Origin of the sequence: Microlunatus elymi, from assembly GCF_007362775.1 — a bacterium.
GTDB lineage: Bacteria > Actinomycetota > Actinomycetes > Propionibacteriales > Propionibacteriaceae > Microlunatus > Microlunatus elymi.
In genome coordinates this window covers 2,349,753-2,374,410 of the sequence record NZ_CP041692.1, presented here as the reverse complement: position 1 = coordinate 2,374,410, position 24,658 = coordinate 2,349,753, and the positions used below count along the sequence as shown (strand labels likewise).

Below are 24,658 nucleotides of genomic sequence, written 5' to 3'. Positions count from 1 at the left end.
CAGCCTAACGATGGCCTCCGACAGCTCGCGGTAGGTTCGGGTGACCCCCTACGACCCGGGAGGTCGATCATCGTGCGATCACGCTGTGCCCTGTACGTCGATGCCGGATACCTGTTGGCGGCCGCCGCCACGCGGCTGACCGGTACCTCGCTGAGATCGGGGATCACCGTCGACTATCCGAAGTTGATCAGCAACCTGATCCAACAGGTGGAGACGCAGTCCGGACTGCCGCTGCTGCGGGCCAACTGGTACGACTCCGCGCGCCACGCCCTGCCCGATCCGGAGCAGGAACGGATCGCGATGCTGCCCAGGGTCAAGCTGCGGCTGGGCCGGATCGGCTATGCCGGCGAGCAGAAGGGCGTCGACCTGCGGCTCGGACTCGATCTGATCACCCACGCCCGCAACGGCGCGGTGGAGGTGATGTTCCTGATCTCCGGTGACGACGATCTGAGCGAGGCGGTCGAGGAGGCGCAGCTGCACGGCGTCCAGGTGATCATCGTCGGCGTGCCGGACAGCAACGGTCTGCCGCACGGTGTCAGCCGGCACCTGCGTCGTGCCGCCGACGATCTGGTGCTGCTGGACGCCGAGTTGATCACCTCGGCCATCGGTCGTGCGGTCGCTCCGACCGTTCCGGCGCCGGTGCCGATCGAATCGAATCAGCACAAGAACCACAACGCCCCTTCGCCGGCGCTGCTGGCCGGAGTCCATCGCAGCGACGGCGTCGCGCCGGCGACCGGCACGGCAGCGGTGACCCCGTCGGCACCGGTCGGCGGACGTTCGAGCGCCACGCTGGCCTACCGCACCGACAGCGAGCATCCGCGGCATCCGGACGACGACGGCAAGGACGCGGCGGAGGTGATCGACGGTGTTGCCCGCCGGGTGCTGCACACCTGGCTGAGCAGTGCGACCTCCGACCAGCGGCGGACCCTGCTGGCCGGACGGCCGTCGATCCCCCGCGACATCGACAAGGCGCTGTTGATCGACCTGTCCGACGCTCTCGGCGAGTACGACCTGAGCGACGCACGCCGGTTCGCGTTGCGGGAGCGGTTCTGGCATCAGGTGGCCGAGTCGGACGCCTTCGAGGCGGCCAAGTCCGAACGGGTCGGCGAGGCCGCGACGGGGAGCTGAACGGCGGTAGCCGGAAGCTGAACGGCGGTAGCCGGAAGCTGATCGGCTCCAGCCATCGAGTAGCGTTCGTCGTGTGCCGACGTGGCACACCAGTGGCCGGGGTGCGCGAGGGGTTCGCGCTGAGATCACACCCGCCGAACCTGATCCGGGTCATGCCGGCGAAAGGGAGCCCGATGACATCGTCGCGTCCAGACCTGTCCACCTCGACGGCCACCGACTCGGCCCGTGTCGCTGACGTCGTGACCGCGATGCGGGCCAAGCGACCGCTGGTGCAGGTCATCACCAACTTCGTCTCGATGGACCTGGCGGCGAATCTGCTCAACGCAGCGGGCGCGTCACCGGCGATGGTGCACGATCCGCAGGAGGCGGCCGAGTTCGCCGGGCTGGCCGACGCCGTGGTGGCCAACATCGGCACCCCGTCGCCGCGTTGGGCCGACGGCATGCTCGCGGCGGCGTCGACCGCGCACGACCGCGGCAGCTGCTGGGTGCTGGACCCGGTGGCCGTCGGCGCCACCGGCTACCGCCACGAACTGGCCGGCCGGCTACTGGAACATCGGCCGACCGTGATCCGCGGCAACGCCGGCGAGATCCTTGCCCTGGCAGGGATCTCGGGCGCCAGTCGCGGTGTGGACAGTGCGGCCGGCGTGGACGACGTGGCGGACCGGGCGGCGGCGCTGGCCGCCGAACTCGGCTGCGTGGTGGCCGTCACCGGATCGTCGGATCTGGTCACCGACGGCACCCGAGCGTTGATCATCGACGGCGGCGACCCGCGGGCGCCGATGATCACCGCGCTGGGCTGTGCGGCCACCGCGTTGGTCGCGGCCTGTTGCGCCGCCTGTGACGATCCGCTGTACGGGGCGGCCGGTGCGCTGGCCATGATCACCGCCGGGATCGGACGGGCCGGCGCACGGGCCGACGGTCCGGGCTCGTTGCGCTGGCGACTGCTGGACGAGCTGTCCACCCTGACCGCCGACCAGGTGGCCGCGGTCACGGTGCGTTCGTGATCATGAACCGCTCCTCGGCATCGCTGCGGGACAAGCTCGGCGTCTACCTGGTGACGGCCGAACCCGCCGACGACTCCACCGTCGAGTTGATCATGGCGGCGGTGTCCGGTGGCGTACGTGTCGTCCAGCTGCGGGACAAGAACGGCACCACCGCCGAGCGGGTCGCCCTGCTGCGTACGCTGCAAGATCAACTTCCTCCGGAGGTGATCTTGCTGGTGAACGACGATCTTGCTGCCGCCGTTGCGGTTCCGGGCGTCGGCGTCCACGTCGGACCCGATGACGATCACCCGGCCGAGGTACGCCGCCGGCTGGGCGATCGGGTGTGCATCGGCTGGTCCATCCATGACCTTGATCAACTGCGGGACAAGTCCGCGCTGGCCGCCAGCGACTATGTCGCGGCCAGCCCGGTGTGGCCGACGCCGACCAAGATCGACACCACGGCCCCGTTGGGTCCGGAGGGTGTACGCCGCCTGCGGGCCATGCTCCCGCCGGCGCTGCCGTTGGTCGGCATCGGCGGTATCCATGCCGGCAACGCCGGCTCGGTGATCGAGGCGGGCGCGGACGGCGTCGCGGTGGTGTCGGCGATCTGCGCCGCCGCCGATCCGGCGGGGGCAGCCGCCGACCTGCTGTCGGTGGTTGCCGCGGCCACCGCAACCAGGAGTTGATCATGAACCGTCCGATCATGTTGAGCATCGCCGGCTCCGACCCGTCCGGTGGCGCAGGCATCCAGGCCGACCTGAAGACCGCTACCGCCCTCGGCGTCTACGGCGCCGCAGCGATCACCTCACTGACCGTGCAGAACACGCGCGGGGTGACCGGGATCCATCCGGTGCCGGCCGGCTTCGTCGCCGACCAGATCGTTGCCGTGCTGACAGATCTCGAGGTGGCGGCGATCAAGATCGGCATGCTGGCGACGGCCGAGATCGCAGCCGCGGTGGCCGAGGTGTTGCGGGCCCGTCCAGGTCCGGCGATCGTGCTCGATCCGGTGGTGATCGCCACCTCCGGTGATCGACTGGTGACGCCCGAGGTGACTGCGGTGATCAAGGACGAGTTGTTGACGCTGGCCACCGTGATCACCCCGAATCTGCCCGAGACCGGCACGCTTCTTGATCATGAACCACCGACCACGGTCGCCGAGATGTCGCTTGCAGCACAGGAACTTCGTACCCAGGGCTCTGCCGCGGCTCTGGTCAAGGGCGGCCATCTCGGCCGGTCGGAGACGATCACCGACGTGCTGGCCGACGCCGACGGCGTGATCAACTTCTCCGGCCCGTACGTGCCGACCGCGAACACCCACGGCACCGGCTGCACACTGTCCTCGGCGATCGCCTCCGAGCTGGCGTCCGGGCGTCGGCTGCGACCGGCGGTCGAGGCGGCCAAGAACTATCTGACCGGTGCGTTGCGGGCCGGCGCCGACCGGAGAATCGGTTCGGGTTCCGGACCGGTCGACCATCTGTGGCGGGAGCAGAGCCGATGAGCGTCTCCGCACGGCTCGACCTGATCGACGACGAGCACACGCCGGACGGGTTCTCGGCCACGGCCTGGCAGGCGGTGGCCGGCTGGTTCGCGGCCATCACCGAGCATCCGTTCATCCGCCAACTGGCCGACGGATCGTTGCCGGAGGTGGTGTTCGCCCGCTACCTGCTGGACGACGCGCACTACCTGAAGGGCTATGCATCGGCGCTGGCGTCGTTGTCGGCCCGCTCCGGTGACCCCGAAGCAAGGTTGATGCTGGCGGCATCGGCCGCCTCGGCGATCGAGGCCGAGCGTTCGATGCATCGGCAGTTTCTGCTGCCGCGCAACATCGATCCGGACGCGCCCAGCTCACCGGACCCGAAGGCTGTCGCCGAGCCGTCGCCGACCTGCGTCGGTTACGTCGAGAGCCTGCGGGCAGCCTCGGTGCTGGAACCGCTCGGTGTCGGGATGGCCGCGGTGCTGCCCTGCTTCCGGGTCTATGCGGAGGTCGGGTCGTGGATCGTCGCCAACACTGGTGACAGCCGTCCGGACCATCCGTACCGGACCTGGATCGACACCTACGCCGATCCGGCGTTCGCCGCAGCGGTCGGTGCCGCCGAGGCGTACGCCGACCGGCTGGCGGTTCGGGCCGGTGCCGACGAACGCGCGGCGATGCTTGCGGCGTACCGGCGGGCGACCCGGTACGAATACATGTTCTGGGACGCGGCCTGGCAGGATCAGCGCTGGCCCCAGCCCTGACCTGATGGGGTCCGACGGGGACGCGGCGGCCGATTCGCCAACGCCGCCACGGATCGGATATTCTGTCGAGGTTGCTCGGGCTGGGTCCGGGCGCCTCGGTGCCGGGATGTCCCGCCCGATTCTGTACGACGTACCTCAACCAGGAGTAACTCCAGTGGCTGCCGTGTGTGATATCTGCGCCAAGCGTCCGAGCTTCGGCCACAACAACCCGTGGTCGAAGAAGAAGACCCTGCGGCGTTGGAACCCGAACATCCAGCGCGTTCGCGCCGTCGTCAACGGCTCGCCGAAGCGGCTGAATGTCTGCACCTCCTGCCTGAAGGCCGGCAAGGTCTCCCGCTAACCCTTCAGCTTTCGACGGGGCCCATCCTGCGCGGGTGGGCCCTTTGTCATGCCCGGAGCCATTCCCACAGCCGCAACAGCCGCGCGCGAAACCCTCTCCCGCACCCGATACCGCCCACAGCCGCAACAGCCGCGCGCGAAACCTTCTCCCGCACCCGGAATTTCGAGTGCGGCGGCAGATTTCGGGTGCGGCTGATGGGTCCCGGGCCGGTTTCGAGTGCGGCGGCAGGTTTCGGGTGCGGCTGATGGGTTCCGGGCTGGATTCGGGTGCGGCGGCAGGTTTCGGGTGCGGCTGATGGGTCAGACGGCGACGACGACGGGGATGATCATCGGGCGGCGGCGGTAGGTGTCGCTGACCCACTTGCCGATCTGGCGGCGGATCACCTGCTGCAGCCGGTGAGTGTCGTCGACACCGTCCTCCAACGCATCGGTCAGCGCTTGGGCGATCCGTTCCCGTACCGGTTCGTAGATGCTCGGATCCTCCAGGAATCCGCGGTCGTGGATGTCCGGGCCGCTGAGCACCTTCTTGGAGCGCAGGTTCACCACCGCGACCACGGAGATGAAGCCCTCCTCGCCGAGGATCCGCCGGTCGGTCAGTGAACTCTGGCTGATGTCGCCCACGGTGGAACCGTCGACGAAGATGTAGTCGCACTCGATCTGGCCGACCGCCTTCGCCCGGTGATCCTTCAGGTCCACCACGGTGCCGTCCTCGGCGATGATCGTGTGATCGCGCGGCACGCCGGTGGACACCGCCAGGTCGGCGTTGGCGATCAGGTGCCGGGATTCGCCGTGTACCGGCATCACGTTGGCCGGCTTGAGCAGGTTGTAGACGTAGAGCAGCTCGCCGGCACTGGCATGGCCGGACACGTGCACCAGCGCGTTGCCGCGATGGACCACCCGAGCTCCCAACCGGGTCAGCCCGTTGATCACCCGGTAGACCGCGTTCTCGTTGCCCGGGACCAGTGAACTGGCCAGCAGTACGGTGTCGCCGGGCTCCAGTTGGATGGCCGGATGCTCGCGGTTGGCGATCCGGGCCAGGGCGGACAGCGGCTCGCCCTGGGAACCGGTGGAGACGAGCACCACCTGGTCGGGTCGGTAGTTGTCCAGCTCGCGCAGCTCGATCACGGTGTTCTCCGGCACCTTCAGGTAGCCGAGATCCCTGGCGATGTTCATGTTGCGGACCATCGACCGGCCGACGTAGGCGACCTTCCTGCTGTACGCGACGGCGGTGTCGAGCACCTGCTGTACCCGGTGTACGTGGGAGGCGAAGCTGGTCACGATCAGCCGCTGTTTGCTGGTCGCGAAGACCCGCTGCAGCGCCGGCAGGATGTCTTTCTCCGGCGTGGTGAAGCCGGGCACCTCGGCGTTGGTGGAGTCGATCATCAGCAGATCGACGCCCTCCTCACCGAGCCGGGCCAGGGCGCGCAGGTCGGTCAGTCGGCCGTCCAGCGGCAGTTGGTCCATCTTGAAGTCGCCGGTGTGCAGCACGGTCCCGCCGGCAGTGCGTACGAAGACGGCCAGCCCGTCCGGGATGGAGTGGTTGACCGCGACGAACTCGAGATCGAATTCGCCCAGCTCGACTCGGTCGCCCTCGGCCACGGGTCGTGGCTGGACCCCGGACAAGCGATGTTCCTTGACCTTCTCGGCGACCAGCGCAAGGGTCAGCCGGGAGCCGATGATCGGGATGTCGGACCGTTGCCGCAACAGGTACGGGACGCCGCCGATGTGATCCTCGTGACCGTGGGTGAGCACCAGCCCCACCACGTCGTCAAGTCGATCCGCGATCGCGTCGAAGCCCGGCAGGATCAGGTCGACCCCGGGATGGTCGTCCTCGGGAAACAGCACCCCGCAGTCGATCAGCAGCAGCTGCCCGTTGATCTCCAGCGCCGCCATGTTGCGGCCGATGTCCCCCAGCCCGCCGAGCGGAATCACCCGCAACGTTCCGTGCCGAAGCTTGGGCGGGGTTTGCAGTCGAGAGGCAGCCACCCGCCGATCCTATCGGTGCCCCAGAGAATCCCCCGACCTGCACATTCTCGCCCAGCCGCCGTCCCGATCCTTCGACAAGCTCAGGACCCCGGTCGAGTGAGTGCCAACCGAACAGATCACCGCTCAAATGCCCTGGTCCCCGAGACCTCGCTATCCGCAGCGGCAGCGTGGTTTTCGGCGCCCGCGGCGCCGAAAATCGCCAGAAAATCGTACGAGAGCCCAACTCGACACGGTAGGAACGTGGGGGCTTGGGGGCTCGGGCCCCCAGATAAACGAAGTCCGTGGTTGCCTGCTCGGGGGTTCAGGTAACCACGGACTTCGTGTTCATCATGGCGGATGGAGGCCACTCACCGCCACCCCGTCTCTGTGAAATGGATCACAATTGCATCACGGGTAACATCGCCTGCCGTGACCGCGCACTCCGATCCGCATCCGATCGCCGACTCCGTACGGCTGGCACTACCCGCCGAGGCGGCGGCCATCGCCGCGATCCAGCGGCGCAGCTGGCCGGAGCGGCTGCCGGAACCCGTCAGCGAGCAGTTGCTCGGCCAAGCGGACCTGGAGCAGATGGCCGAGCTGTGGGAACAGGCCATCAGCCGGCCGCCGCAGGCGCGCTACCGAGTCCTGGTGGCCATCGGCAACGAGCAGCTGGTCGGGTTCGCCACCACCACTCCGAGCCCGGACACCGACGCGCATCCGCAGACCGACGGTGCGATCGACGAGTTCGTGATCGACCGTCCGGCGCAGCGTCAGGGGCACGGATCGCGACTGCTCAACGCCTGCGCCGACACGCTGCGCGCCGACGGCTTCACCCACGCACGCTGGTGGCTTGTCTCGACCGACGACATCACCCGCCGGTTCCTGCAAGAGGCCGGCTGGGCACCCGACGGAGCCCACCGCGAGATCGGCACCGAGGACGGCAGCCATCGGATCAAGCAGATCCGGCTGCACACCGACATCACCGAGAGCTGATCACGGTTCAACGGGGCATGGTGAGGTTCTCGCCGGTGCCCTGAACGCGGACTCCGTCGTCGCCGACCTGGATGCCGGTCAGCCTGATACCGGTCGGCAGACTGAGCGCGGGCAGCAACGAGTTGACGATGCGTTCGACCAGCTGGTTGGCGAATCCGGGGGTGTTCGCGGAGTCCAGCTTCACGTCGCTCAGCACGACCTGCTGCTCTTGTTGATCAACTCCGACCGATGCGGTGATGGCGACCCCGGCCAGCAGGTTGATCTTGATCTTGTTGTCGCCGGCGTAGCTGACCGTGTGCCCGACCAGGGTCGAGACGGCCTGGTAGTCCAGCAGTGCCGAACCGTCGGCGGAGTCGATCTTGATCTGGTTGTCGGACACCGTCACGCCGTGCAGGTCGGCAGTCACCGTACGGACGGTGATGGCGCCGGGCAGTTGCTGGCTGGTCACGTCGTGGGCGGTGACCTCGACCTCGCGGAAGTTCTTGGTGGCCAGCTGGTTCAGGAACGGGAATCCGTCGAAGCGGACCTGTGGCGCCGTGCTGGTGCCGAGCTCGGATTGCAGGCTGTGGCCGACGGAACGGCCGAGCACGATCGGGGTGATCCGGTCGGCGGCCACCAGGGCCGCGAGAACTACGACCACCACGATGCCGATCACCAGGCCGCGCCGGCGTCGCTGCGGCACCTTGGCCGCGGGCGGCGGCCCGATCGGCACCACCATGGTGGGCTCGACCGGGGTGGACGGCCCGTCCGGCGGCTGTGCCCAGTGGATCGGCGCGGTGGCTTGGCTGGCCGGACCCTCGATGCCCGGACCGCCGGGCGGCGGGGCCGCGGGTTGGCCGTGCTGGAAGCTCGGCCCGGCCGGCTGCCCCATGCCCTCGCCCGGCGGATCGGCGGGCCGCCAGGGGCTGGAATCTTCCGGACCGGTCGGATCGGACATCAGCCGATCCCCAGGATCTCTTCGATGCCCACGGTCAGTCCCGGCCGATCGCCGACGGCACGTACGGCTGCGATCACGCCGGGCATGAACGAGGCCCGGTCCAGCGAGTCGTGCCGGATGGTCAGGGTCTCTCCCTCTGCCCCGAAGAGCACCTCCTGGTGCGCCACCAGCCCGCGGAGTCGTACGCCGTGGATGTGGATGCCGTCCACCACCGCACCGCGGGCACCATCGAGCCCACTGCTGGTGGCATCCGGTACGTCGCCGAGGCCGGCCTCCGCGCGGGCGGCCGCGATCTTGCCGGCCGTGGCCACCGCCGTACCGGAGGGAGCGTCGGCCTTGTCGGGGTGATGCAACTCGACGATCTCGGCACTCTCGTAGAAGGCTGCGGCCTGCTGGGCGAAGTGCATCGTGAGCGCCGCACCGATGGAGAAGTTGGCCGCGATCAGGACACCGACGTCGGTCCCCTTCAGCAAGTCACGCAGGGAATCCAGACGCTCCGGGGTGAATCCGGTGGTGCCGACCACTGCATGGATCCGGTGGTCGATGCACCAGCGCAGGTTGTCCATCACCACGGCCGGCCGAGTGAAGTCGACCACCACGTCCGCCGCGGCGGCCCGATCAAGATCATCATCGGAGCCGATGCCGGCGATCAGGTCGAGTCCGTCGGCGGCCTCGACCGCCCGACAGGTCTCCGAGCCCATCCGGCCTCGGGATCCCAGCACCGCCACCTTGATCGCCATCCGCGTCCTCCTGTTGATCATCGTTCGGGCTTCGGCCATCGTTTCGGAATCGGCACCGAACCGCCGAGTCAAGCGACAGTCTCCCCCATCGCGTCGCACCCGGGGCAGGAGGACGCGGGACTCTCGGGTGCGAGTTATACAAGAAGTCTTGTAGATACTGCACGCACCGTCCAGACTGCTGCAGGTGACCCGAAAACCAGCCGCCGAACGGCACCTCGACTCGGCCCCGGCCGACCAGGACTGGCCACCGTCGGGCGGCGACCTGATCGACGCCCTGATCGCCGTCCACCACCCGGCCCGGCGGCGGCTGTACGAGATTCTCGCCGTCGACGGCCCGGCCAACGTGGGCCAGTTGGCCCAGCGCACCGGCATGGCGGTCGGTTCGGTCAGCCACCATCTCAAGCGGTTGCATCGAGCCGGCTTCGTGCTGCCCGCACCCGAGCTGGCACAGGACACTCGGCAGTCCTGGTGGCGGGGCGTACGCCGCCGGCTGGCCTGGTCGGCCGACGACTTCCTGCCCGGCAGCATCTCTCGGGACATCGCCGACGTCGCCGAACGCAACAACCTCGAGCATCACACCCGGACCACCGCGGCATGGATGCGCGACCGCTCCGGCTATCCCGCGCCGTGGAACGAACTCGGCTTTTCCCAGGACGGCCTGGACCGAGTCACCCCGGATCAGTTCGCCGAGCTGGAGCAAGAGCTTGGGGACCTGCTGTCCCGGTGGCAGGAACGCTGCCGCACCGACGCCGAGGACCACCCGGATGTCGAGCGGATGCCGGTCCGGATCGTCTGCCGGGCCTTCCCCAGCGACCCGGGGGCCGCATGAGTGCCCCGGCATCGGCCAGTGAGGTGCAACTGGTCGGCGCCGAACCGCCGCCGATTCGGCGCGACCCGGTGACCTGGTGCTGGGTGATCTTCGCCACCGTCTCCGGGTTCGGCGACTCGGTCTTCAGCGTGGCGTTGGCCTGGACCGCGGTCCGTGAGTTGCACCCGGGCATGGCAGGTCTGGTGGTGGCGATCGGCATGGTGCCGCAGGCGCTGTTGATGTTGTTCGGTGGCGTGATCGCCGATCGGTTGGACACCCGAAGGATCATGATCATCGGCGAGTTCTTCCGAGCCGCCGTGCTGCTCGGTGCGGCGATCTGCTGGCAGGCGGGGCTGCACACCGCGACGTTGTTGATCATGGTCGAGTTGCTGTTCGGAATCGCGGTCGGGTTGAGTGCGCCCGCTCGTTCGACCCTGGTACGGCAATTGGTGCGGCCCGACGACCTGGTCGAGGTCAGCGGATGGATGCAGATCGGCGGCCGACTGGCCGTGCTCGGTGGCGCGCCGGCCGGCGCGATCGTGGTGGCCACCGCTGGTCTGACCATGGCGATGCTGATCGACGCCGGCACCTTCCTGCTGATCGCGCTGGTGTTGATCGTGGTGATCCGGTTCCGCTACCGGCTGCCCCGGCAGCGGCAGGGATCGGCCTGGAGCAATCTGCGCGACGGCTTCAGCCACCTCGCACGGCACCGCCGGCAACGTACCCTCACGCTGGGCATCTGCTCGCTGAACGTGTTCATCACGCCGGTCACCGCGATCGGTGTCTCGTTGCGGGTGTCGCACTCCGGCTGGAGCGCGACCTGGGTCGGCGTCAGTGAGGCGTCGCTGGCGATCGGCGCGATCGTCGGCAGCATGATCGCGATCCGCTGGCGGGGAACGCATCTGGCCCGGCGCGGTTTCTGGGTGCTGGTGCTGCAGGGCGCCGGGCTGACCCTCGTCGGTGTCCCGGCGTTGCCGTCGCTGGTCGGCGGGATGATCTTGGTCGGGCTGACTGCGGGGTTGGCGTCGGTATGGATCTCCGGCGTGTTCCAGCGGGAGATCAGCCCGGACTATCTGGGTCGGGTGTCGTCACTGACCCGGCTCGGTGATCTGGCCATCACCCCGATGATGACCCCGCTGTTCGGTCTCGTCGCCGGCGCCAGCAGTGTGCTGGCAGCCACCGTCGCCTGCGGTGCCGCGATGTCCCTGCTCTGCCTGATCGTCGCCACCCGCCGCGAAATCCGCACTCTGGAATGACTCGGGTCTTCGGTGGACGTCTTTGATCGGGTGGCCCGCGCTCCGGGCGTACGTTTCCCAACCAGGGTTGGGAAACGTGAGCGGCTTCCCGCGACGGCGGCGCCGAACCCCACTCCGGTTGAGAAGCGTACGGCGCTCCACCCCACGGCGGCGCCATCTCCCCGACCCCGTGCTGCGCAGCGGCTCGGCAGCCACGCGCGACCCGATGGATAGCAGCGCCGGTTACCGAACGACGTCGGGCCCCGGACCGCCGCGCCACACCTGCCTCGCACCGGCGCCTGCGCCACGCGTGCGACACCGGCTACCAACGGCGGGCGTGAACCGCTAGCGTCGTCAGGGAATCGCGACCTGAGCCTGGCTAAGCCTGGATAAGGAGGAACCGTGATCAAGAGGACGTTTCCGATCATCGCCGCCGACGATCTCGAAGCGGTGAAGCAGTTCTATGTCGACTTCCTCGGGTTCGTGGCGGTGTTCGACAGCGACTGGTTCATCGACCTTCAGGCCTCGGAGGAGCCGTTGCTCGAGATCGGGATCTGGCGCGCCGATCATGACCTGGTGCCGCCGGGCCTGGCCGGGCAGCCGCAGGGTGTGATGATCGACGTCGTGGTCGACGACGTCGACCAGCTGTACGCCGAGGCCGGCCGACGCGGGCTGGAGCTGATCATCGAACTGCGCGACGAGCCGTACGGGCAACGTCGCTTCGTTACTCGCGATCCGGCCGGGACAACGGTCGAGGTCAGCACTCCGATCGCGATGGCCGGCTGACGACTGTTCCCATACTCACCTTAGGTGAGTATTGTCCCGGTCATGGTGTTCTACGGAATGCGGGAGCCGTCGTTCCTGATCTTGACCGCGCTGGCCGACGGCCGCCAGCACGGCTACGCGGTGATGAAGTCGGTCGAGGATCTGTCGGACGGAGCCGTCCGGCTGCGACCGGGCAGCTTGTACGCGACTCTGGATCGGCTGGCCGACGCCGGGCTCATCCGTGGGGCCGGCGAGGAGGTCGTGGACGGTCGAGCGCGCCAGTACTACGCGCTGACCTCGCTCGGCGTCGAGCGGTTGGCGGCCGAGGTGCAGCGGATGCGGGCCAACGCCTCCCGAGCCGAGGCCGGACTGCGCAGGTTCCGCGCGAACGAGGCGTCGGCATGAGGCGGGCACGTCGGCGCCAGATCAAGGTCGGGGGCGGACGACGCTGCTGGATCGGACCGAGGCGACCTACCAGCTGCTGCTGATGCTGTATCCGCGGTCCTGGCGCAACCGCCACGGCGAGGAGGCCCGAGCGATCCTGGTTGAGCGCGCCCGGGACCGCGACGGCCGAATCAGCTGGGCCGACAGCACAGACCTTGTGCTGCAGGCGATCATGGCGCGGCTGGACACGGCGGCAGCACCACTGCTGGGTCGGCTGCCGGGCGCTGCGCGAGCGGTTCCCGGCCTGATCGCCCTGACCATCGCCACTGCGGCCTCGATGATCATGTTCGCCGGCGAGGTGTCGGGCGCGCTGCACCGCCCGGCCGTCCCGCCGTATCAGGTCATGTTCATCAGCGGGCCGTTCCTGACCATCGGTGTCGGCATCGACATCGGATTCATGCTGACCATGGCGATCCTGGTCTCCGGTCGAATTCAGTGGGCACGGGTCACGCTGCTTGCCACCACGATCCTGGCGCTGTGGATGACCGTGCCGACCGGTCTCCTGCCCTATCCCCAACCGCCGGCCGCCTACACCGGCGTGCTGGCCGTTCTCGGCATCGTCGGCCTGACCGGGCTCGATCCCGGCGACCGCCGCGCACGACTGTTTCGTCGCCTGGCGGGACTGATCGTGATCGTTCTCGGCGGGACGGGTCTGGTGCTGTCGGCGGTGATCACCGGCACTCCGGGCTGGCTGCCGCTACCGGGCACACTGTCGCTGACCGCGGCCCTGGTGAGCTATGCGGTAATCGCAGCGGTGATCCTGATCGCCATCACAACTGCCGTGTACGCAGCGGTTCGCCGCCACCGGATCGGCGGTCTCTTGTTGATCATGCTCGGCGCGCAAGTGGTCACCGTCCTGCATGCCAGTGCGGTGACGGTCGAGTCGAATCCCCTGACCGTTTGGGTCTGGCCGGCGCTCTGCCTCGCGATCAACCTCGCGGTGATCAAGATCGCCCAGCGACGGATCCTGCTCCGCCGTCCGGCACCCGCCCGCTGATCCGGCCCGCCCGACAATCTCAGTTGATCAACTTCTCCAGTCGCTTGGTGGGGCGCTTCGGACCGACCAGGCCGAGGACCGCAGGGCGGGTCAGCAAGGTGGCTGCGATGCGGCCGATCTCGGCCGTGTCCACATGATCGTAGGTGTCCAGGATCTGCGACACCGTACGATTGTCGCCGGTCAGCTCGGCGGTGCCCAGCCGCGCCATCCGGCTCTGCGGACCTTCGTACGACAGAACGGTCTGCCCGCGCAGTTGGCCCTTGGCCCGCTCCAATTCCTGCTCGGTCACTCCGTGCTCGGCGACCCGTTCCAGCTCGGCACGGACCAAGATCAGGATCTCCTCGACCTTGTCCGGTGAGGACTGCCAGTCCACGCTCCACAACCCGCCGGTCGAATAGCTGGTCTCGCCCGCCTCGATCCCGTACGCCAGGCCCCGCCGTTCGCGGACCTCGACGAACAGCCGGGACGACATGCCGCCGCCGATGATCACCGAGAGCAGTCCGATCGGGAACCGTTCCTGGTCGAAGAGCTTCGGCCCCGGAAAGGCCAACGACACCGTGGCCTGCTCGAACGGCCGACGATCGCTGAGCAACGGCAGTCGATCAAGCCCCGGCCCACTACTCACAAGCGGGACGTGTGGCCTACGTGCGGGACGGCCGAAGTCACCGAGCCGGTCGAGCAGGTCCACCAGATGATCGTGGTCGACCTGGCCGGCGGCGGCCACCACGATCGACCCCGGATGATAGTTGCGCTGCCAGTGTCGGACGATCTGCGCGCGCGACAGCGCAGCGATGCTCTGCTCGGTACCGATCACCGGGGATCCCAATCCTGGCTGCGGCAACAGGGCCGAGGTCACCAACTCCTGCACCGCCTCGACCGGATCGTCGGCGTGCATGGCGATCTCGTCCAAGATCACCGTCCGCTCCGCCTGCACCTCGCGACTGAGGATCTGCGAGGAGGTGATCATGTCCGACAGCACGTCGACGGCAAGATCGGCGTCGTCGCCCAACACCCGCGCATAGAAGCAGGTGTGTTCCTTGGTGGTGTAGGCGTTGATGTCGCCGCCGACCGATTCGATCGCCGCCGAGATCTCCTCCGGCCGCCGTCGACGGGTGCCCTTGAACAGCACGTGTTCGAGGAAATGCGAAGCACCGTTGAGATTCGGCGACTCGCGGACCGAACCGACGTCGACGAAGAAGCCGACGCTGAAGGTGCGGCTGTGCGGCATCCGTTCGGTGACGACGCGAAGGCCGCTCGGCAGCACCGTACGGCGGACTTGTCCACCGAGGTACGGCCGAACGGCCTTCGTCATGCGTGCGCTACGCGGCATTGCTGAGCGTCCGTGGGTGATCAGGCGTCGACCGGTTCGGCTTCCTTCTCGCCCTCGGCCTCCTCGATCACCGGCACCAGCGACAGCTTGCCGCGGTCGTCGATCTCGGAGATCTCCACCTGCAGCTTCTGACCGACGCTGACCACGTCCTCGACCGCCTCGACCCGCTTGCCGCCGGCGAGCGGACGCAGCTTGCTGATGTGCAGCAGGCCGTCCTTGCCGGGCAGCAACGAAACGAACGCACCGAAGTTGGTGATCTTGACGACCGTACCGAGGTAACGCTCGCCCTTCTCCGGCATGGTCGGGTTGGCGATCGCGTTGATCATGGAACGGGCGGCCTCGGCGGCCGAACCCTCCTCGGCACCGACGTAGATGGTGCCGTCGTCCTCGATGGTGATCTGGGCGCCGGTGTCGTCCTGGATCTGATTGATCACCTTGCCCTTCGGGCCGATGACCTCGCCGATCTTGTCCACCGGGATCTTCAGGGTGATGATCCGTGGTGCGTACAGGCTCATCTCGTCGGGCTGGTCGATCGCCTCGGCCATCACCTCGAGGATGGTGGTCCGGGCGTCCTTGGCCTGCCGCAGGGCGGCGGCCAGCACGTCGGCCGGGATGCCGTCGAGCTTGGTGTCCAGCTGCAGCGCGGTGATGAACTCGCTGGTGCCAGCGACCTTGAAGTCCATGTCGCCCATCGCGTCCTCGTCGCCGAGGATGTCGGTCAAGGTGACGTAGTGGGTCTGGCCGTCGACCTCTTCGCTCATCAGGCCCATCGCGATGCCGGCGACCGGGGCGCGCAGCGGCACACCGGCGTTCAGCAGCGCCAGGGTGGAGGCGCAGACCGAGCCCATCGAGGTGGAGCCGTTGGAGCCGAGCGCCTCGGACACCTGACGGATCGCGTACGGGAATTCCTCCCGGTTCGGCAGCACCGGCACCAACGCCCGCTCGGCCAGGGCACCGTGGCCGACCTCGCGCCGCTTCGGCGAACCGACCCGGCCGGTCTCACCGGTCGAGTACGGCGGCATGTTGTAGTTGTGCATGTAGCGCTTGGTGGTCTCCGGCCCGAGGTTGTCGAGCTTCTGCTCCATGCCCAGCATGTTCAGCGTGGAGATGCCCAGGATCTGGGTCTCACCGCGCTGGAACAGCGCCGAACCGTGCACCCGCGGAACCACACCGACCTCGGCCGACAGCGTCCGGATGTCGACCAGCCCACGGCCGTCGATGCGGACCTTGTCCCGCAGCACCCGCTGCCGGACGATCTTCTTGGTCAGCGCGCTGAAGGCGCCGGAGATCTCCTTGTCCCGGCCCTCGAACTGCACCGCAAGCTTGTCCTTCACGATCGCCTTGTACTGGCTGATGGCGTCGTTGCGGGCGTGCTTGCCGGCGATCTGGGTGATCCGGTCCAACTCGTCGCCGGCCTCGGCCTGGACCGCGGCGAACACGTCGTCCTCGTAGTCCTTGAAGATCGGGAACTGCGCGGTCTCCTTGGGGAACTGCGCGGCCAGCTCGGCCTGGGCGTCGCAGAGCGCCTTGATGAACGGCTTGGCCGCATCCAGGCCACCGGCCACGATCTCCTCGGTCGGCGCGGTCTTGCCGCCGCGGACCAGCTCCCAGGTCTGCTCGGTGGACTCGGCCTCGACCATCGCGATGGCGACGTCGCCGTCGGGCAACACCCGGCCGGCCACGACCATGTCGAAGGAGGCGTCCTCCAGCTGCGAGTTGTCCGGGAAGCCGACCCACTGATCGCCGATCAGGGCGACGCGGACACCGGCCACCGGGCCGGAGAACGGCAGCCCGGCCAGCTGGGTGGACATCGAGGCCGCGTTGATCGCGACCACGTCGTACAGCTTGTCGGGGTTGAGCGCCAGCACGGTGATGACGACCTGGACCTCGTTGCGCAAGCCCTTGACGAAGAGCGGGCGCAGCGGGCGGTCGATCAGCCGGCAGGTCAGGATGGCCGACTCGGACGGGCGACCCTCCCGACGGAAGAACGAGCCGGGGATCCGGCCCGCGGCGTACATCTTCTCCTCGACGTCGACGGTCAGCGGGAAGAAGTCGATCGCGTCGCGCGGCTTGGACTGCGCGGTGGTTGCCGACAACAGCATGGTGTCGTCGTCGATGTAGACGGCGGCGGAGCCGGCGGCCTGCTGAGCCAGCAGCCCGGACTCGAACCGAATGACGTGCTTGCCGAGTGCGCCGTTGTCGATCACGGCCTCTGCGGACTTGATACCTGGTCCCTCCACGGGATCCCTCCTCTTACTTGTTCCCTCGTCCGGAGGGAACGTCGCGTGGCTTCCTCGCGCTCGAGGAAACGCAGTGGTGCGATTGCACCCACACTCCCGGCCGTTGGCCGCAACAGCGGTGGCTGGGGCTCATGGCGCATCGGGCACTGATCCTGAGGCGCCAACCCGGACGGGTCGTACGGCCGATCGGTGCGACGCCCGCGACTGGCGTGGAGACCGGTCTTCGATCGAGGTCCGCGGGGCTCGTAGGAGTCCCGAAAACCACTACCGAGGACCGAGAACGCTCAGTCGAGCACAGCGTGGGATGCAATCCTGTGGTGATTATTCACTTGTGCTACCCGAGTTGTCAGTCGCTGGTGTGGCAAGGGCCAAACCACCGACTGACACGTCGGAGGTATGAGAAGAGCGGCCCCCGAGGAGGACCGCTCTGGTGCGTCAGCGACGCAGGCCGAGGCGCTCGATCAGCGACCGGTAGCGCTCGATGTCGTTCTTGGCGATGTAGTTGAGCAACCGGCGGCGCTGACCGACCAGGAGCATCAGGCCACGACGACTGTGGTGGTCGTGCTTGTGCTCCTTGAGATGCTCGGTCAGGTGGGCGATCCGGCGGCTCAGCAGCGCGACCTGGACCTCGGGGGAACCCGTGTCACCTTCGCTGGTCGCGTACTCATCGATGATCTTCTTCTTCTCCGCAGCGTCGATCGACACTAGCTCTCCCTTCGGTTTCCCGTTGCGCGGCGCTCCCGGAAACTGCGTCTGCAGTGCTCACGTGGTGTGATCGGGGGCTCTTCGGCTTCCGCGGCCGTTCTGACGGCAGCCACGACACTACCAGTGCAGACCTGTCGGGAGCGAATCGCGGCGAACAGGGTTCGGGTCCATCGCGGTCGTTATCGATGCCGGGCACGGGGTACTTCCCAGATCAAGTCCGGCCAGATCGAGACAGCCGTCGGGGGCATGCAGGAGGAGGAATCGTCGTGATTATTCTCGGTGTGATCTTGTTGGTGCTGGGATTGATCTTCAGCATCTCGATCCTGTGGACGATCGGCATCATCCTGATCGTCATCGGAGCCGTGCTCTGGATCTTCGGTGCGCTGGGCCGCCAGATCGGGCCGCGCAAGTACTACTTCTAGTATCCAGCGCCCGTCCCCGACCGACGCCGTCATGTGGCCCGCGCTCGTGACAGCGCGGGCCACGCTCGGGTCTCGTCAGCCGTGGCCGAGCAGGGCGCCGCCGTTGAGTTGCAGGATCTGGCCGGTGGTCCAACCTGCTTCGGCGTTGCAGAGATAGGCGACGGCTTCGGCCACCTCCGACGGCGTGCCCGGTCGGTTCATCGGGATCCGCGAGACCCGGGTCGCGGCATCCGCCGGGTCGCGTCTGCCGTCCCAGAACTCGGTGTCGGGTACGAAGCTGGGTGCGATCGCGTTCGCGGTCACCTGCTGGGCGGCCAGCCGGTTGGTCAGATCCCACATGTAGCCGTGCACCGCGGCCTTGGCCACCCCGTACGAGCCGGAGCCGCGCAGACCGGCGCCCGAGGTGATCATCACGATCCGGCCGCCGGGCCGGGTGATCGCCGGCAACAGCGCCTCGGTGATCAGCATGGTAGTGATCAGGTTCGCGGTGAAGTCGGTGCGGTACTTGTCCGCCAGATCGGACAGCGTCTCGGTGCGGTGCCCGAATCCGACGTCGCCGCCGGCGTTGTTGATCAAGAAATCCACACCGCACTCGGCAGTGATCACCCCCGCCAACTCGTCCACCTGGTCCGGGTCGGCCAGATCGGCGGCGCGATACTCGACCAGTTCGTCACCGTGGCTCTTGTTGATCTCCGCGGCGGCGTCGGCCAGCACGTCCTTGCGCCGCCCGACGATGATCACCCGGGTGCCGTCCGCGGACAGCCGCTTGGCGATCGCCCGGCCGATCCCGGTGCCCCCACCGGTCACCACTGCAGTCCTCATGATCACGTACCTTCCTGGGCTCGGTCGAGGATCAGCTGCTCACCCGGCTGAGCTTACGGCCCGGACACGACAGCCGCACCACTTGCAGCGTGCCGCACCGGCTGCAGCCGGTGCGGGACGCTGCAAGTGGTGCGGCTGTTGGGGTGCCCGGCGGTCAACGGGTCATGATCAACCGTGCTACTTCTGGTAGCCGATGGTCTCCGGCAGTGGGTTGAAGAAGATGGTGGCGCCGATGTTGGCCAGATCCTTCTTCACCGCGTACGTGGACGGCCCGCTGAACAGCGGCAGCAGACCGTACAGCGCCAGTGCCTTCTGCTCGACCTGGTTGGCCTGCTCGACCTGCTCCTTCGGATCGGCGATGCCGTTCACCCGGGCGATCTCCCGGTCGATCTCCGGGCTGCCGACGCCGGTGATGTTGCTCTCGGTCTTGCTGCCGTAGAAGCCGGACAGGCCGAAGGAGCCGTACGGGTCCATCGAACGGGCCCGATCGCCGTCATCAGCGCACCGAAGGCGGCGACCGCGACGACCCCGTGGACGTCGTTCTTGCTCAACGTCAGCGAGAAGTACCCCCCATCCCGTGCCAGCCGAAGATGCTCTCGGTCAGCACGGCGCCGGTGAAGATCGCCGGGATGCTGAACGCGACCGAGGTCGCGGTCGGGATCAGCGAGGCACGCAGGGCGTGTCGTCGTACGGCCTGCGCGTGGGTCAGCGCGGTGCGGACGAAGTCGGCGTTGATGGTGTCCAGCAACAGCGCCCGTTGGGTCAGGCGATAGCCGACATATCCCAACAGGGTCAGCGAAATCGTCGGCAGCACGAGGTGGGCGAGCCGGTCGACGATGGTCGGGAACAGCCCGGACACGTCCGGCGAACTGGAGTCGGTGACGAAGAACAGCCGGAAGCCGATCGCGTCGTTGATCTTGATCGCGCCGAACACCAGCAGCAGCGCCGCGACCACCGTCGGCATGTTGAACAGGATGATCGAGATCGCCTGCAGCACCCGGTCGGTGATCTGGTACTGCAGCAGCGCACTGATCACGCCGAGTCCGACACCGACCACCACCGACAGCACGGTCGCCAGCAGCACCAGCTGCCCGGAGACCAGGATCCGGTAGCCGACCTCGGCGTTCACCGAGCCGCCGGTCGGCGACTGCCCCCAGTTCCAGTGCAGGACGATGTCGGTCAGCCAATGCCACCAGCGAACGATCACCGGTTCGCGCGGATCCAGGTTGTAGTGGGCCAACGCGTTGTCGATCTGCTCCTCCGGCGGCACCGGCCGGGTCTCCCGATAGCTCGACCGGGGATCGAGGAAGAGACTGGCCAGGAAGTAGGTCGCATTCGTGGCGATGATGATCATCAGCAGCCAGCCGACGACACGTCGCGGATGAGCTTGAGAATCGGACTACCCCTTTACCGGGGTCGGCCACGACCCCCGTGCGCTTGCCAACTGATGGCCGGGTCTTCACCTGGGGCACCCACCGCGTGCGGGGTTGCCGGTCAGCAATGCCAGGGCTTTTCGCTGACGCTCATGACCCAGCCGCAAATATTAGGGTCCTATGGCTCTGGCCGTCAAAAGAATGTCCGCCAGCCGGGATCGAGGTTCGGCCGCAGAACGACCACGCCGATAGGCTCGGCGCCGTGATCACGGTCGCCGCGCTCAGCCCGTCGCTGGACATCACCTACGTCGTCGATCAGCTCCGGCTCGGTGAGATCCATCGGCCGACGGAGGTGCATCGGGTCGCCGGTGGCAAGTCCCTCAATCTGGCCCGGGCCGCGACCGCGGTCGGTGCGCCGGTGCAGACGATCGCCCTGCTGGGCGGCAGCACCGGCGATTTCCTGGAGTCCGAGCTGCGCCGCGAGGGCATCGGCGTCCGCCGGGTCGACTCGCCGACCGAGACCCGGACCTGCGTGTCCATCGGCTCCGCTGCCGGTCACGAACTGACCGAGCTCTATCCGTACGCGCCCGCGATCCCGGACGCTGCCTGGCAGGAGTTTCGTCGGGTCTTCGCCGAGGAGTTGTCGGCTGCCGACGGCTGGCTGGCGATCAACGGCAGCGTGCCCGACGGGCCGCCGGCCGACGCGTTGGCCGCGCTGACCCGGCTGGCGATCGACGCCGGTCTGGAGGTGGCGATCGACAGTCACGGACCGGCGTTGGCCGGCGTACTGGAAGCCCGGCCGCAGTTGATCAAGGTCAATCGGTACGAGGCCGCGGAGCTGCTCGGCCGCGATCCGGACCGGGCCGAGGTGGCCGAGCTGGCCAAGATCATCTCCGCGCGTACCGGCGGTTCGGTGATCATCACCGACGGCCGAGCCGGTGCTGTGTTCTGCTCGGTGGAGGCCGGCACCGTACGAGCCGAACTGCCGGCCGACGTGTCCGGGCACTATCCGGTCGGCAGCGGCGACTCGTTCCTCGGCGGCTGGCTGGCCGCCACCGATCGCGGCGCCGATCCGGCCGACGCGTTGCGACTGGCCACCGGCTGTGGCGCGGCCAACGCGCTGATTCCGGGCCCCGGACTGCTGGACCGCCGGACCGCTCGGCAGATCGCCGACCGGACGGTCCTCAGTCGTCTCAGCTGATCCGTCGCCCGGGCGAATATGTTGGGCCTCGGACGGACCGGGCGAGGGAGGCGACGACGATGGCACGGTTCCACCCTCGCAACTGGTTCGACCGGGTGTTCGAGCTCGGCATCGTGCTCAAGGGCCTGGACGGGGCCGGCGAACTGATCGCCGGCACCTTCCTGCTGCTGGTGCGGCCGGCGACGATCAGCCACTGGGTGGTCATTCTCACCCGCGGCGAGCTGGCCGAGGATCCCACCGATTTCATCGCCACCCACCTGGTGGCGGCGGCGCATCGGCTGTCCGCCGACGACCTGCTGTTCGTGTCCCTCTACCTGCTGGCGCACGGATTGGTGAAGGTCGTGCTGGTGGTGGCGATCCTGCGCAATCAACTCTGGGCGTTCCCGTGGATGATCATCACCCTGATCGCCTTCATCTGCTACCAGCTCTACCAGATCGTCGTCGACCCGCGGATCAGCCTGGTGCTGTTGACGATCTTCGATGCCGTGATCGTGCTGCTCACCTGGCGGGAGTACAAGATCATCCGGCGACGGCGGGCGGCCGAGACGCCCGTCCCGAGCGACGATGCCGATCACGCGCACACCCGCTGAGGAAGTGCGTGGATCCGACCTCTCCTAGTGCCGTCCGTCCAGCAAGCTCCTTGCCCGGTCCACATCCAGGTGCATCTGGTCGATCAACGCCGCCATTCCGGAGTACTTGATCTGCCCGCGCAGCCGGTGCTCGAAGTCGACCGCGACCTCGACCCCGTACAGATCCAGATCGGTCCGGTCCAGCACGTACGACTCCACCCGACGGTTCTCGCCGACGAAGGTCGGGTTGCTGCCGACCGAGATCGCGGCCGGCCACGGTTCGGCGTCCGGTTGGTCGAGCCTGCTCAACCAACCTGCGTACACCCCGTCGGCGGGCACCGCCAAACCCCGCGGCACCGGCACGTTCGCGGTCGGGAATCCCATCTCCCGGCCGCGTTGCGCGCCCTTGATCACCTCGCCGCGGACCCGGAACGGCCGATTCAACAACTCGGCGGCGAGATCGACGTCGCCCTCGGCGATCGCGGCCCGGACCCGGGTCGAGGAGTCGGGCAGATCGCCGGCCAGCAGCAGCGAGACCGGATCGACCTCGAAACCCGAGCCGTCGCCTTCGCGACCGAGCTTGGTCAGCAACTCGACGTCGCCGGCGGCCCGGAAGCCGAAGCGGAAGTTCTCGCCGACCATGATCACCGTCGGCTGCAGCGGCCGGAGCACCTCGTCGACGAACCGTTCCGGCGGCCAGCTGGCCACCTGGTCGGTGAAACCGACCACGACCACCTCGTCCACCCCGGCGGCGCTGAGCAGCCGCTTCCTCTCGTCCAGCTCGGTCAGCAGCAGTGGCATCCGGTCCGGGCGGATCACCGACATCGGATGCGGCCAGAACGTCACCGCGATCACGGTGCCGTCCGCGCCGGCCGCGCGGCGTGCACCCGCGATCAGCTTCTGATGCCCGCGGTGTACGCCGTCGAAGTTGCCGATCACGACCACCCGAGCAGCACTCATTGACCCTCCCTAGACCGACACACAGTTAATCACGCGGCCCCTCGCCGGCCGACGCCGCGAGGGCGAAGACCGCCTCGGCCACGGCGTCCTGGCCGGACGGCCGATACAGCGCCAGAAATTCTCCCGCGGGCGAGAAGACCGCGGTCGGCTCTCCCGGCAGGTCCAACCCGGGCAACCGACGACCGTTGCGCACCCACGCTGCCTGTTGCTCGTCCAGCTCCAGCGTCGGAAAGGTCCGGCGGGCGACGGTCTCCAGATCGAGCAGACCAAGATCATCTTCCAGTTGCTCCAGGGTGCGGGCCTCCTCGACACCGAAGGTCCCGACCTTGGTCCGCCGCAGGCTCGTCAGATGACCGCCGGTGCCCAGCCTCGTACCAAGATCACGAGCCAGTGCCCGGATGTAGGTGCCGGACGAGCAGCCGACCCGGACGTCAAGATCAACAACAGGCAGCCCGTCGACCTCGACATCCCTGCGCTGCAAGAGATCGAAGGCCGAGACGGTCACCGGCCGTGCGGCCAGTTCGACCTGATCACCGGCGCGGACCCGGGCATAGGAACGAACGCCGTTGATCTTGATCGCCGACACCGACGACGGGACCTGGTCGATCGTACCGGTCAGCCGCCGCATGGCCGCGGTGAGCTGTTGCTCGTCCAGCTCGGCCGCGCCGCGTCGCTCGGTGACGTCGCCCTCGGCGTCGTCGGTGACGGTCGCGACGCCGAGCCGGATGGTGGCCAGGTATTCCTTCTCGGTCAGCGCCAAGTGGCCGAGCAGCCTGGTCGCTCGCTCGATCCCGATCACCAGCACTCCGGTGGCCATCGGATCCAGAGTGCCCGCATGGCCCACCTTGCGGGTGTGCGCGAGCCGTCGCAGCCGGCCGACCACCTGATGCGAGGTGAGTCCGACCGGCTTGTCGGCGATCACGACGCCGGACGGCGCCGCGGACGTCGGGTCAGGACTCATCGTCCTCGTCGGGACGCTTGTACGGGTCGGACTCCCCCGCATACTCGGCGCCGGCGGCGCGTTTGGCCACCTCGTCGTCGCTGGCCTTGGCCGCGGCGATCAACTCGTCGATCTGCCGCGCCGACTCAGGTACGGCGTCGGCCACGAAGGTCAGCGTGGGGGTGAACCGCAGTCCGAGCTGCTTGCCGACCTGCGATCGGATCAGCCCGGTCGCCGACTGCAGTGCCGCCGCCGTACCGCTCCAGTCGGCGTCCTCACCGAAGACCGTGTAGAACACCGTCGCGTCCCGGGTGTCCCCGGTCAGCCGGACATCGGTGATGGTGACGAACCCGAGCCGCGGATCCTTCACCCGCCGCTCCAGCATCTCCGCCACGATCACCTTGATCTGGTCGGCCAACTTCAAAACCCGTGCCGATGGCATGATCATCTTCCTCTCCGGCGGCCGAAACCGCAGCGGCCGGATTTGCCGCGAGCGGGAGCCCCGGACGCCGACCCGCCGGGCAGAC

General features: G+C 68.1%; 27 protein-coding genes and 2 riboswitches. Of the genes, 15 read left to right on the top strand and 12 right to left on the bottom strand.

The features are described 5' to 3' along the window. Positions 1-72 precede the first annotated feature (72 nt). From FOE78_RS10705 to rpmB, 6 genes are all read left to right on the top strand, one after another. Positions 73-1,128, top strand: coding sequence for an NYN domain-containing protein (locus tag FOE78_RS10705; protein WP_143986272.1), 1,056 nt, complete (start codon positions 73-75; stop codon positions 1,126-1,128). Between the two features lie 87 nt (positions 1,129-1,215). Next, positions 1,216-1,313, top strand: a riboswitch (TPP riboswitch). Further along, positions 1,302-2,132 (top strand): hydroxyethylthiazole kinase, encoded by an 831-nt coding sequence (gene thiM / locus FOE78_RS10700; protein ID WP_143986271.1) that lies wholly within the window; start codon positions 1,302-1,304, stop codon positions 2,130-2,132. (Overlaps the previous riboswitch by 12 nt.) Before the next feature lie 2 nt (positions 2,133-2,134). Further along, complete coding sequence (gene thiE / locus FOE78_RS10695) at positions 2,135-2,797, top strand: thiamine phosphate synthase (RefSeq protein WP_228266201.1); 663 nt, start codon at positions 2,135-2,137, stop codon at positions 2,795-2,797. Positions 2,798-2,799: 2 nt separating this feature from the next. Then, positions 2,800-3,609: a bifunctional hydroxymethylpyrimidine kinase/phosphomethylpyrimidine kinase gene (gene thiD / locus FOE78_RS10690; RefSeq protein WP_210414920.1), complete on the top strand. Its 810-nt coding sequence runs from the start codon at positions 2,800-2,802 to the stop codon at positions 3,607-3,609. Next, entirely contained in the window at positions 3,606-4,346 is a 741-nt protein-coding gene (locus FOE78_RS10685; protein ID WP_143986269.1) for a TenA family protein, read from the top strand. Before thiD ends, FOE78_RS10685 begins: the two co-directional genes overlap by 4 nt. A 154-nt stretch (positions 4,347-4,500) precedes the next feature. After that, positions 4,501-4,686, top strand: coding sequence for a 50S ribosomal protein L28 (gene rpmB, locus FOE78_RS10680; RefSeq protein ID WP_143986268.1), 186 nt, complete (start codon positions 4,501-4,503; stop codon positions 4,684-4,686). Positions 4,687-4,985: 299 nt separating this feature from the next. Here the strand turns inward: rpmB and FOE78_RS10675 are convergent, their stop codons facing one another. Next, entirely contained in the window at positions 4,986-6,671 is a 1,686-nt protein-coding gene (locus FOE78_RS10675; protein WP_143986267.1) for a ribonuclease J, read from the bottom strand. 408 nt (positions 6,672-7,079) lie between these two features. On the opposite strand from FOE78_RS10675, the gene FOE78_RS10670 reads away from it, so the two are divergent. Further along, positions 7,080-7,643 carry a GNAT family N-acetyltransferase gene (locus FOE78_RS10670; RefSeq protein ID WP_228266149.1) on the top strand — a complete coding sequence of 188 codons (564 nt, stop codon included), beginning with the start codon at positions 7,080-7,082 and terminating at the stop codon, positions 7,641-7,643. A gap of 7 nt (positions 7,644-7,650) precedes the next feature. Here FOE78_RS10670 and FOE78_RS10665 read toward each other — a convergent pair whose 3' ends face one another. After that, positions 7,651-8,580, bottom strand: a complete 930-nt coding sequence (locus tag FOE78_RS10665) for an LmeA family phospholipid-binding protein (protein WP_143986265.1) — start codon at positions 8,578-8,580, stop codon at positions 7,651-7,653. Continuing rightward, entirely contained in the window at positions 8,580-9,320 is a 741-nt protein-coding gene (gene dapB / locus FOE78_RS10660; RefSeq protein WP_143986264.1) for a 4-hydroxy-tetrahydrodipicolinate reductase, read from the bottom strand. The genes FOE78_RS10665 and dapB overlap by 1 nt, the downstream gene beginning before the upstream one ends. Before the next feature lie 184 nt (positions 9,321-9,504). On the opposite strand from dapB, the gene FOE78_RS10655 reads away from it, so the two are divergent. From FOE78_RS10655 to FOE78_RS10635, 5 genes are all read left to right on the top strand, one after another. Then, positions 9,505-10,149, top strand: coding sequence for a winged helix-turn-helix domain-containing protein (locus FOE78_RS10655; protein WP_168207470.1), 645 nt, complete (start codon positions 9,505-9,507; stop codon positions 10,147-10,149). Then, a complete protein-coding gene (locus FOE78_RS10650) occupies positions 10,146-11,384 on the top strand; it encodes an MFS transporter (RefSeq protein WP_168207469.1) in 1,239 nt (412 codons plus the stop codon). The genes FOE78_RS10655 and FOE78_RS10650 overlap by 4 nt, the downstream gene beginning before the upstream one ends. A gap of 381 nt (positions 11,385-11,765) precedes the next feature. Further along, a complete protein-coding gene (locus tag FOE78_RS10645; protein WP_143986261.1) occupies positions 11,766-12,149 on the top strand; it encodes a VOC family protein in 384 nt (127 codons plus the stop codon). 24 nt (positions 12,150-12,173) lie between these two features. Next, complete coding sequence (locus tag FOE78_RS10640) at positions 12,174-12,533, top strand: PadR family transcriptional regulator (RefSeq protein WP_228266148.1); 360 nt, start codon at positions 12,174-12,176, stop codon at positions 12,531-12,533. A gap of 82 nt (positions 12,534-12,615) precedes the next feature. Next, complete coding sequence (locus tag FOE78_RS10635; protein ID WP_143986260.1) at positions 12,616-13,569, top strand: hypothetical protein; 954 nt, start codon at positions 12,616-12,618, stop codon at positions 13,567-13,569. 19 nt (positions 13,570-13,588) lie between these two features. Here FOE78_RS10635 and FOE78_RS10630 read toward each other — a convergent pair whose 3' ends face one another. The 3 genes from FOE78_RS10630 to rpsO all read right to left on the bottom strand — a co-directional run bounded on the left by FOE78_RS10630 (position 13,589) and on the right by rpsO (position 17,838). Beyond that, positions 13,589-14,881 carry a M16 family metallopeptidase gene (locus FOE78_RS10630; protein ID WP_168207468.1) on the bottom strand — a complete coding sequence of 431 codons (1,293 nt, stop codon included), beginning with the start codon at positions 14,879-14,881 and terminating at the stop codon, positions 13,589-13,591. A 38-nt stretch (positions 14,882-14,919) separates the two neighbouring features. Beyond that, a complete protein-coding gene (locus FOE78_RS10625; protein WP_143986258.1) occupies positions 14,920-17,139 on the bottom strand; it encodes a polyribonucleotide nucleotidyltransferase in 2,220 nt (739 codons plus the stop codon). A 435-nt stretch (positions 17,140-17,574) separates the two neighbouring features. Beyond that, complete coding sequence (rpsO, locus tag FOE78_RS10620) at positions 17,575-17,838, bottom strand: 30S ribosomal protein S15 (protein WP_266095033.1); 264 nt, start codon at positions 17,836-17,838, stop codon at positions 17,575-17,577. A gap of 272 nt (positions 17,839-18,110) precedes the next feature. On the opposite strand from rpsO, the gene FOE78_RS23595 reads away from it, so the two are divergent. Next, positions 18,111-18,266 (top strand): DUF6131 family protein, encoded by a 156-nt coding sequence (locus FOE78_RS23595; protein ID WP_168207467.1) that lies wholly within the window; start codon positions 18,111-18,113, stop codon positions 18,264-18,266. Between the two features lie 75 nt (positions 18,267-18,341). Here the strand turns inward: FOE78_RS23595 and FOE78_RS10615 are convergent, their stop codons facing one another. The 3 genes from FOE78_RS10615 to FOE78_RS10605 form a co-directional block, all read right to left on the bottom strand. Further along, positions 18,342-19,088 carry an SDR family NAD(P)-dependent oxidoreductase gene (locus FOE78_RS10615; RefSeq protein WP_228266147.1) on the bottom strand — a complete coding sequence of 249 codons (747 nt, stop codon included), beginning with the start codon at positions 19,086-19,088 and terminating at the stop codon, positions 18,342-18,344. A gap of 177 nt (positions 19,089-19,265) precedes the next feature. Beyond that, positions 19,266-19,562: a hypothetical protein gene (locus FOE78_RS23590; RefSeq protein WP_168207278.1), complete on the bottom strand. Its 297-nt coding sequence runs from the start codon at positions 19,560-19,562 to the stop codon at positions 19,266-19,268. A 79-nt stretch (positions 19,563-19,641) separates the two neighbouring features. Further along, positions 19,642-20,442 (bottom strand): ABC transporter permease, encoded by an 801-nt coding sequence (locus FOE78_RS10605; RefSeq protein ID WP_210414919.1) that lies wholly within the window; start codon positions 20,440-20,442, stop codon positions 19,642-19,644. Between the two features lie 74 nt (positions 20,443-20,516). Then, positions 20,517-20,619, bottom strand: a riboswitch (SAM riboswitch). 104 nt (positions 20,620-20,723) lie between these two features. Here FOE78_RS10605 and FOE78_RS10600 point away from each other — a divergent pair. Next, entirely contained in the window at positions 20,724-21,662 is a 939-nt protein-coding gene (locus FOE78_RS10600) for a 1-phosphofructokinase family hexose kinase (RefSeq protein ID WP_168207466.1), read from the top strand. Between the two features lie 59 nt (positions 21,663-21,721). Next, the gene (locus FOE78_RS10595; RefSeq protein WP_143986255.1) at positions 21,722-22,252 is read left to right on the top strand and encodes a DUF2127 domain-containing protein; all 531 of its coding nucleotides are present in this window, start codon (positions 21,722-21,724) and stop codon (positions 22,250-22,252) included. A gap of 24 nt (positions 22,253-22,276) precedes the next feature. On the opposite strand, the gene FOE78_RS10590 is transcribed toward FOE78_RS10595, so the two are convergent. Genes FOE78_RS10590 through rbfA form a run of 3 tightly spaced genes read right to left on the bottom strand, consistent with a single transcriptional unit; the run spans position 22,277 to position 24,579 of the window. Continuing rightward, the gene (locus FOE78_RS10590) at positions 22,277-23,191 is read right to left on the bottom strand and encodes a bifunctional riboflavin kinase/FAD synthetase (RefSeq protein ID WP_143986254.1); all 915 of its coding nucleotides are present in this window, start codon (positions 23,189-23,191) and stop codon (positions 22,277-22,279) included. 25 nt (positions 23,192-23,216) lie between these two features. Then, entirely contained in the window at positions 23,217-24,152 is a 936-nt protein-coding gene (truB, locus tag FOE78_RS10585; RefSeq protein WP_143986253.1) for a tRNA pseudouridine(55) synthase TruB, read from the bottom strand. After that, entirely contained in the window at positions 24,142-24,579 is a 438-nt protein-coding gene (rbfA, locus tag FOE78_RS10580; RefSeq protein ID WP_143986252.1) for a 30S ribosome-binding factor RbfA, read from the bottom strand. The genes truB and rbfA overlap by 11 nt, the downstream gene beginning before the upstream one ends. Between the last annotated feature and the right edge of the window lie 79 nt (positions 24,580-24,658).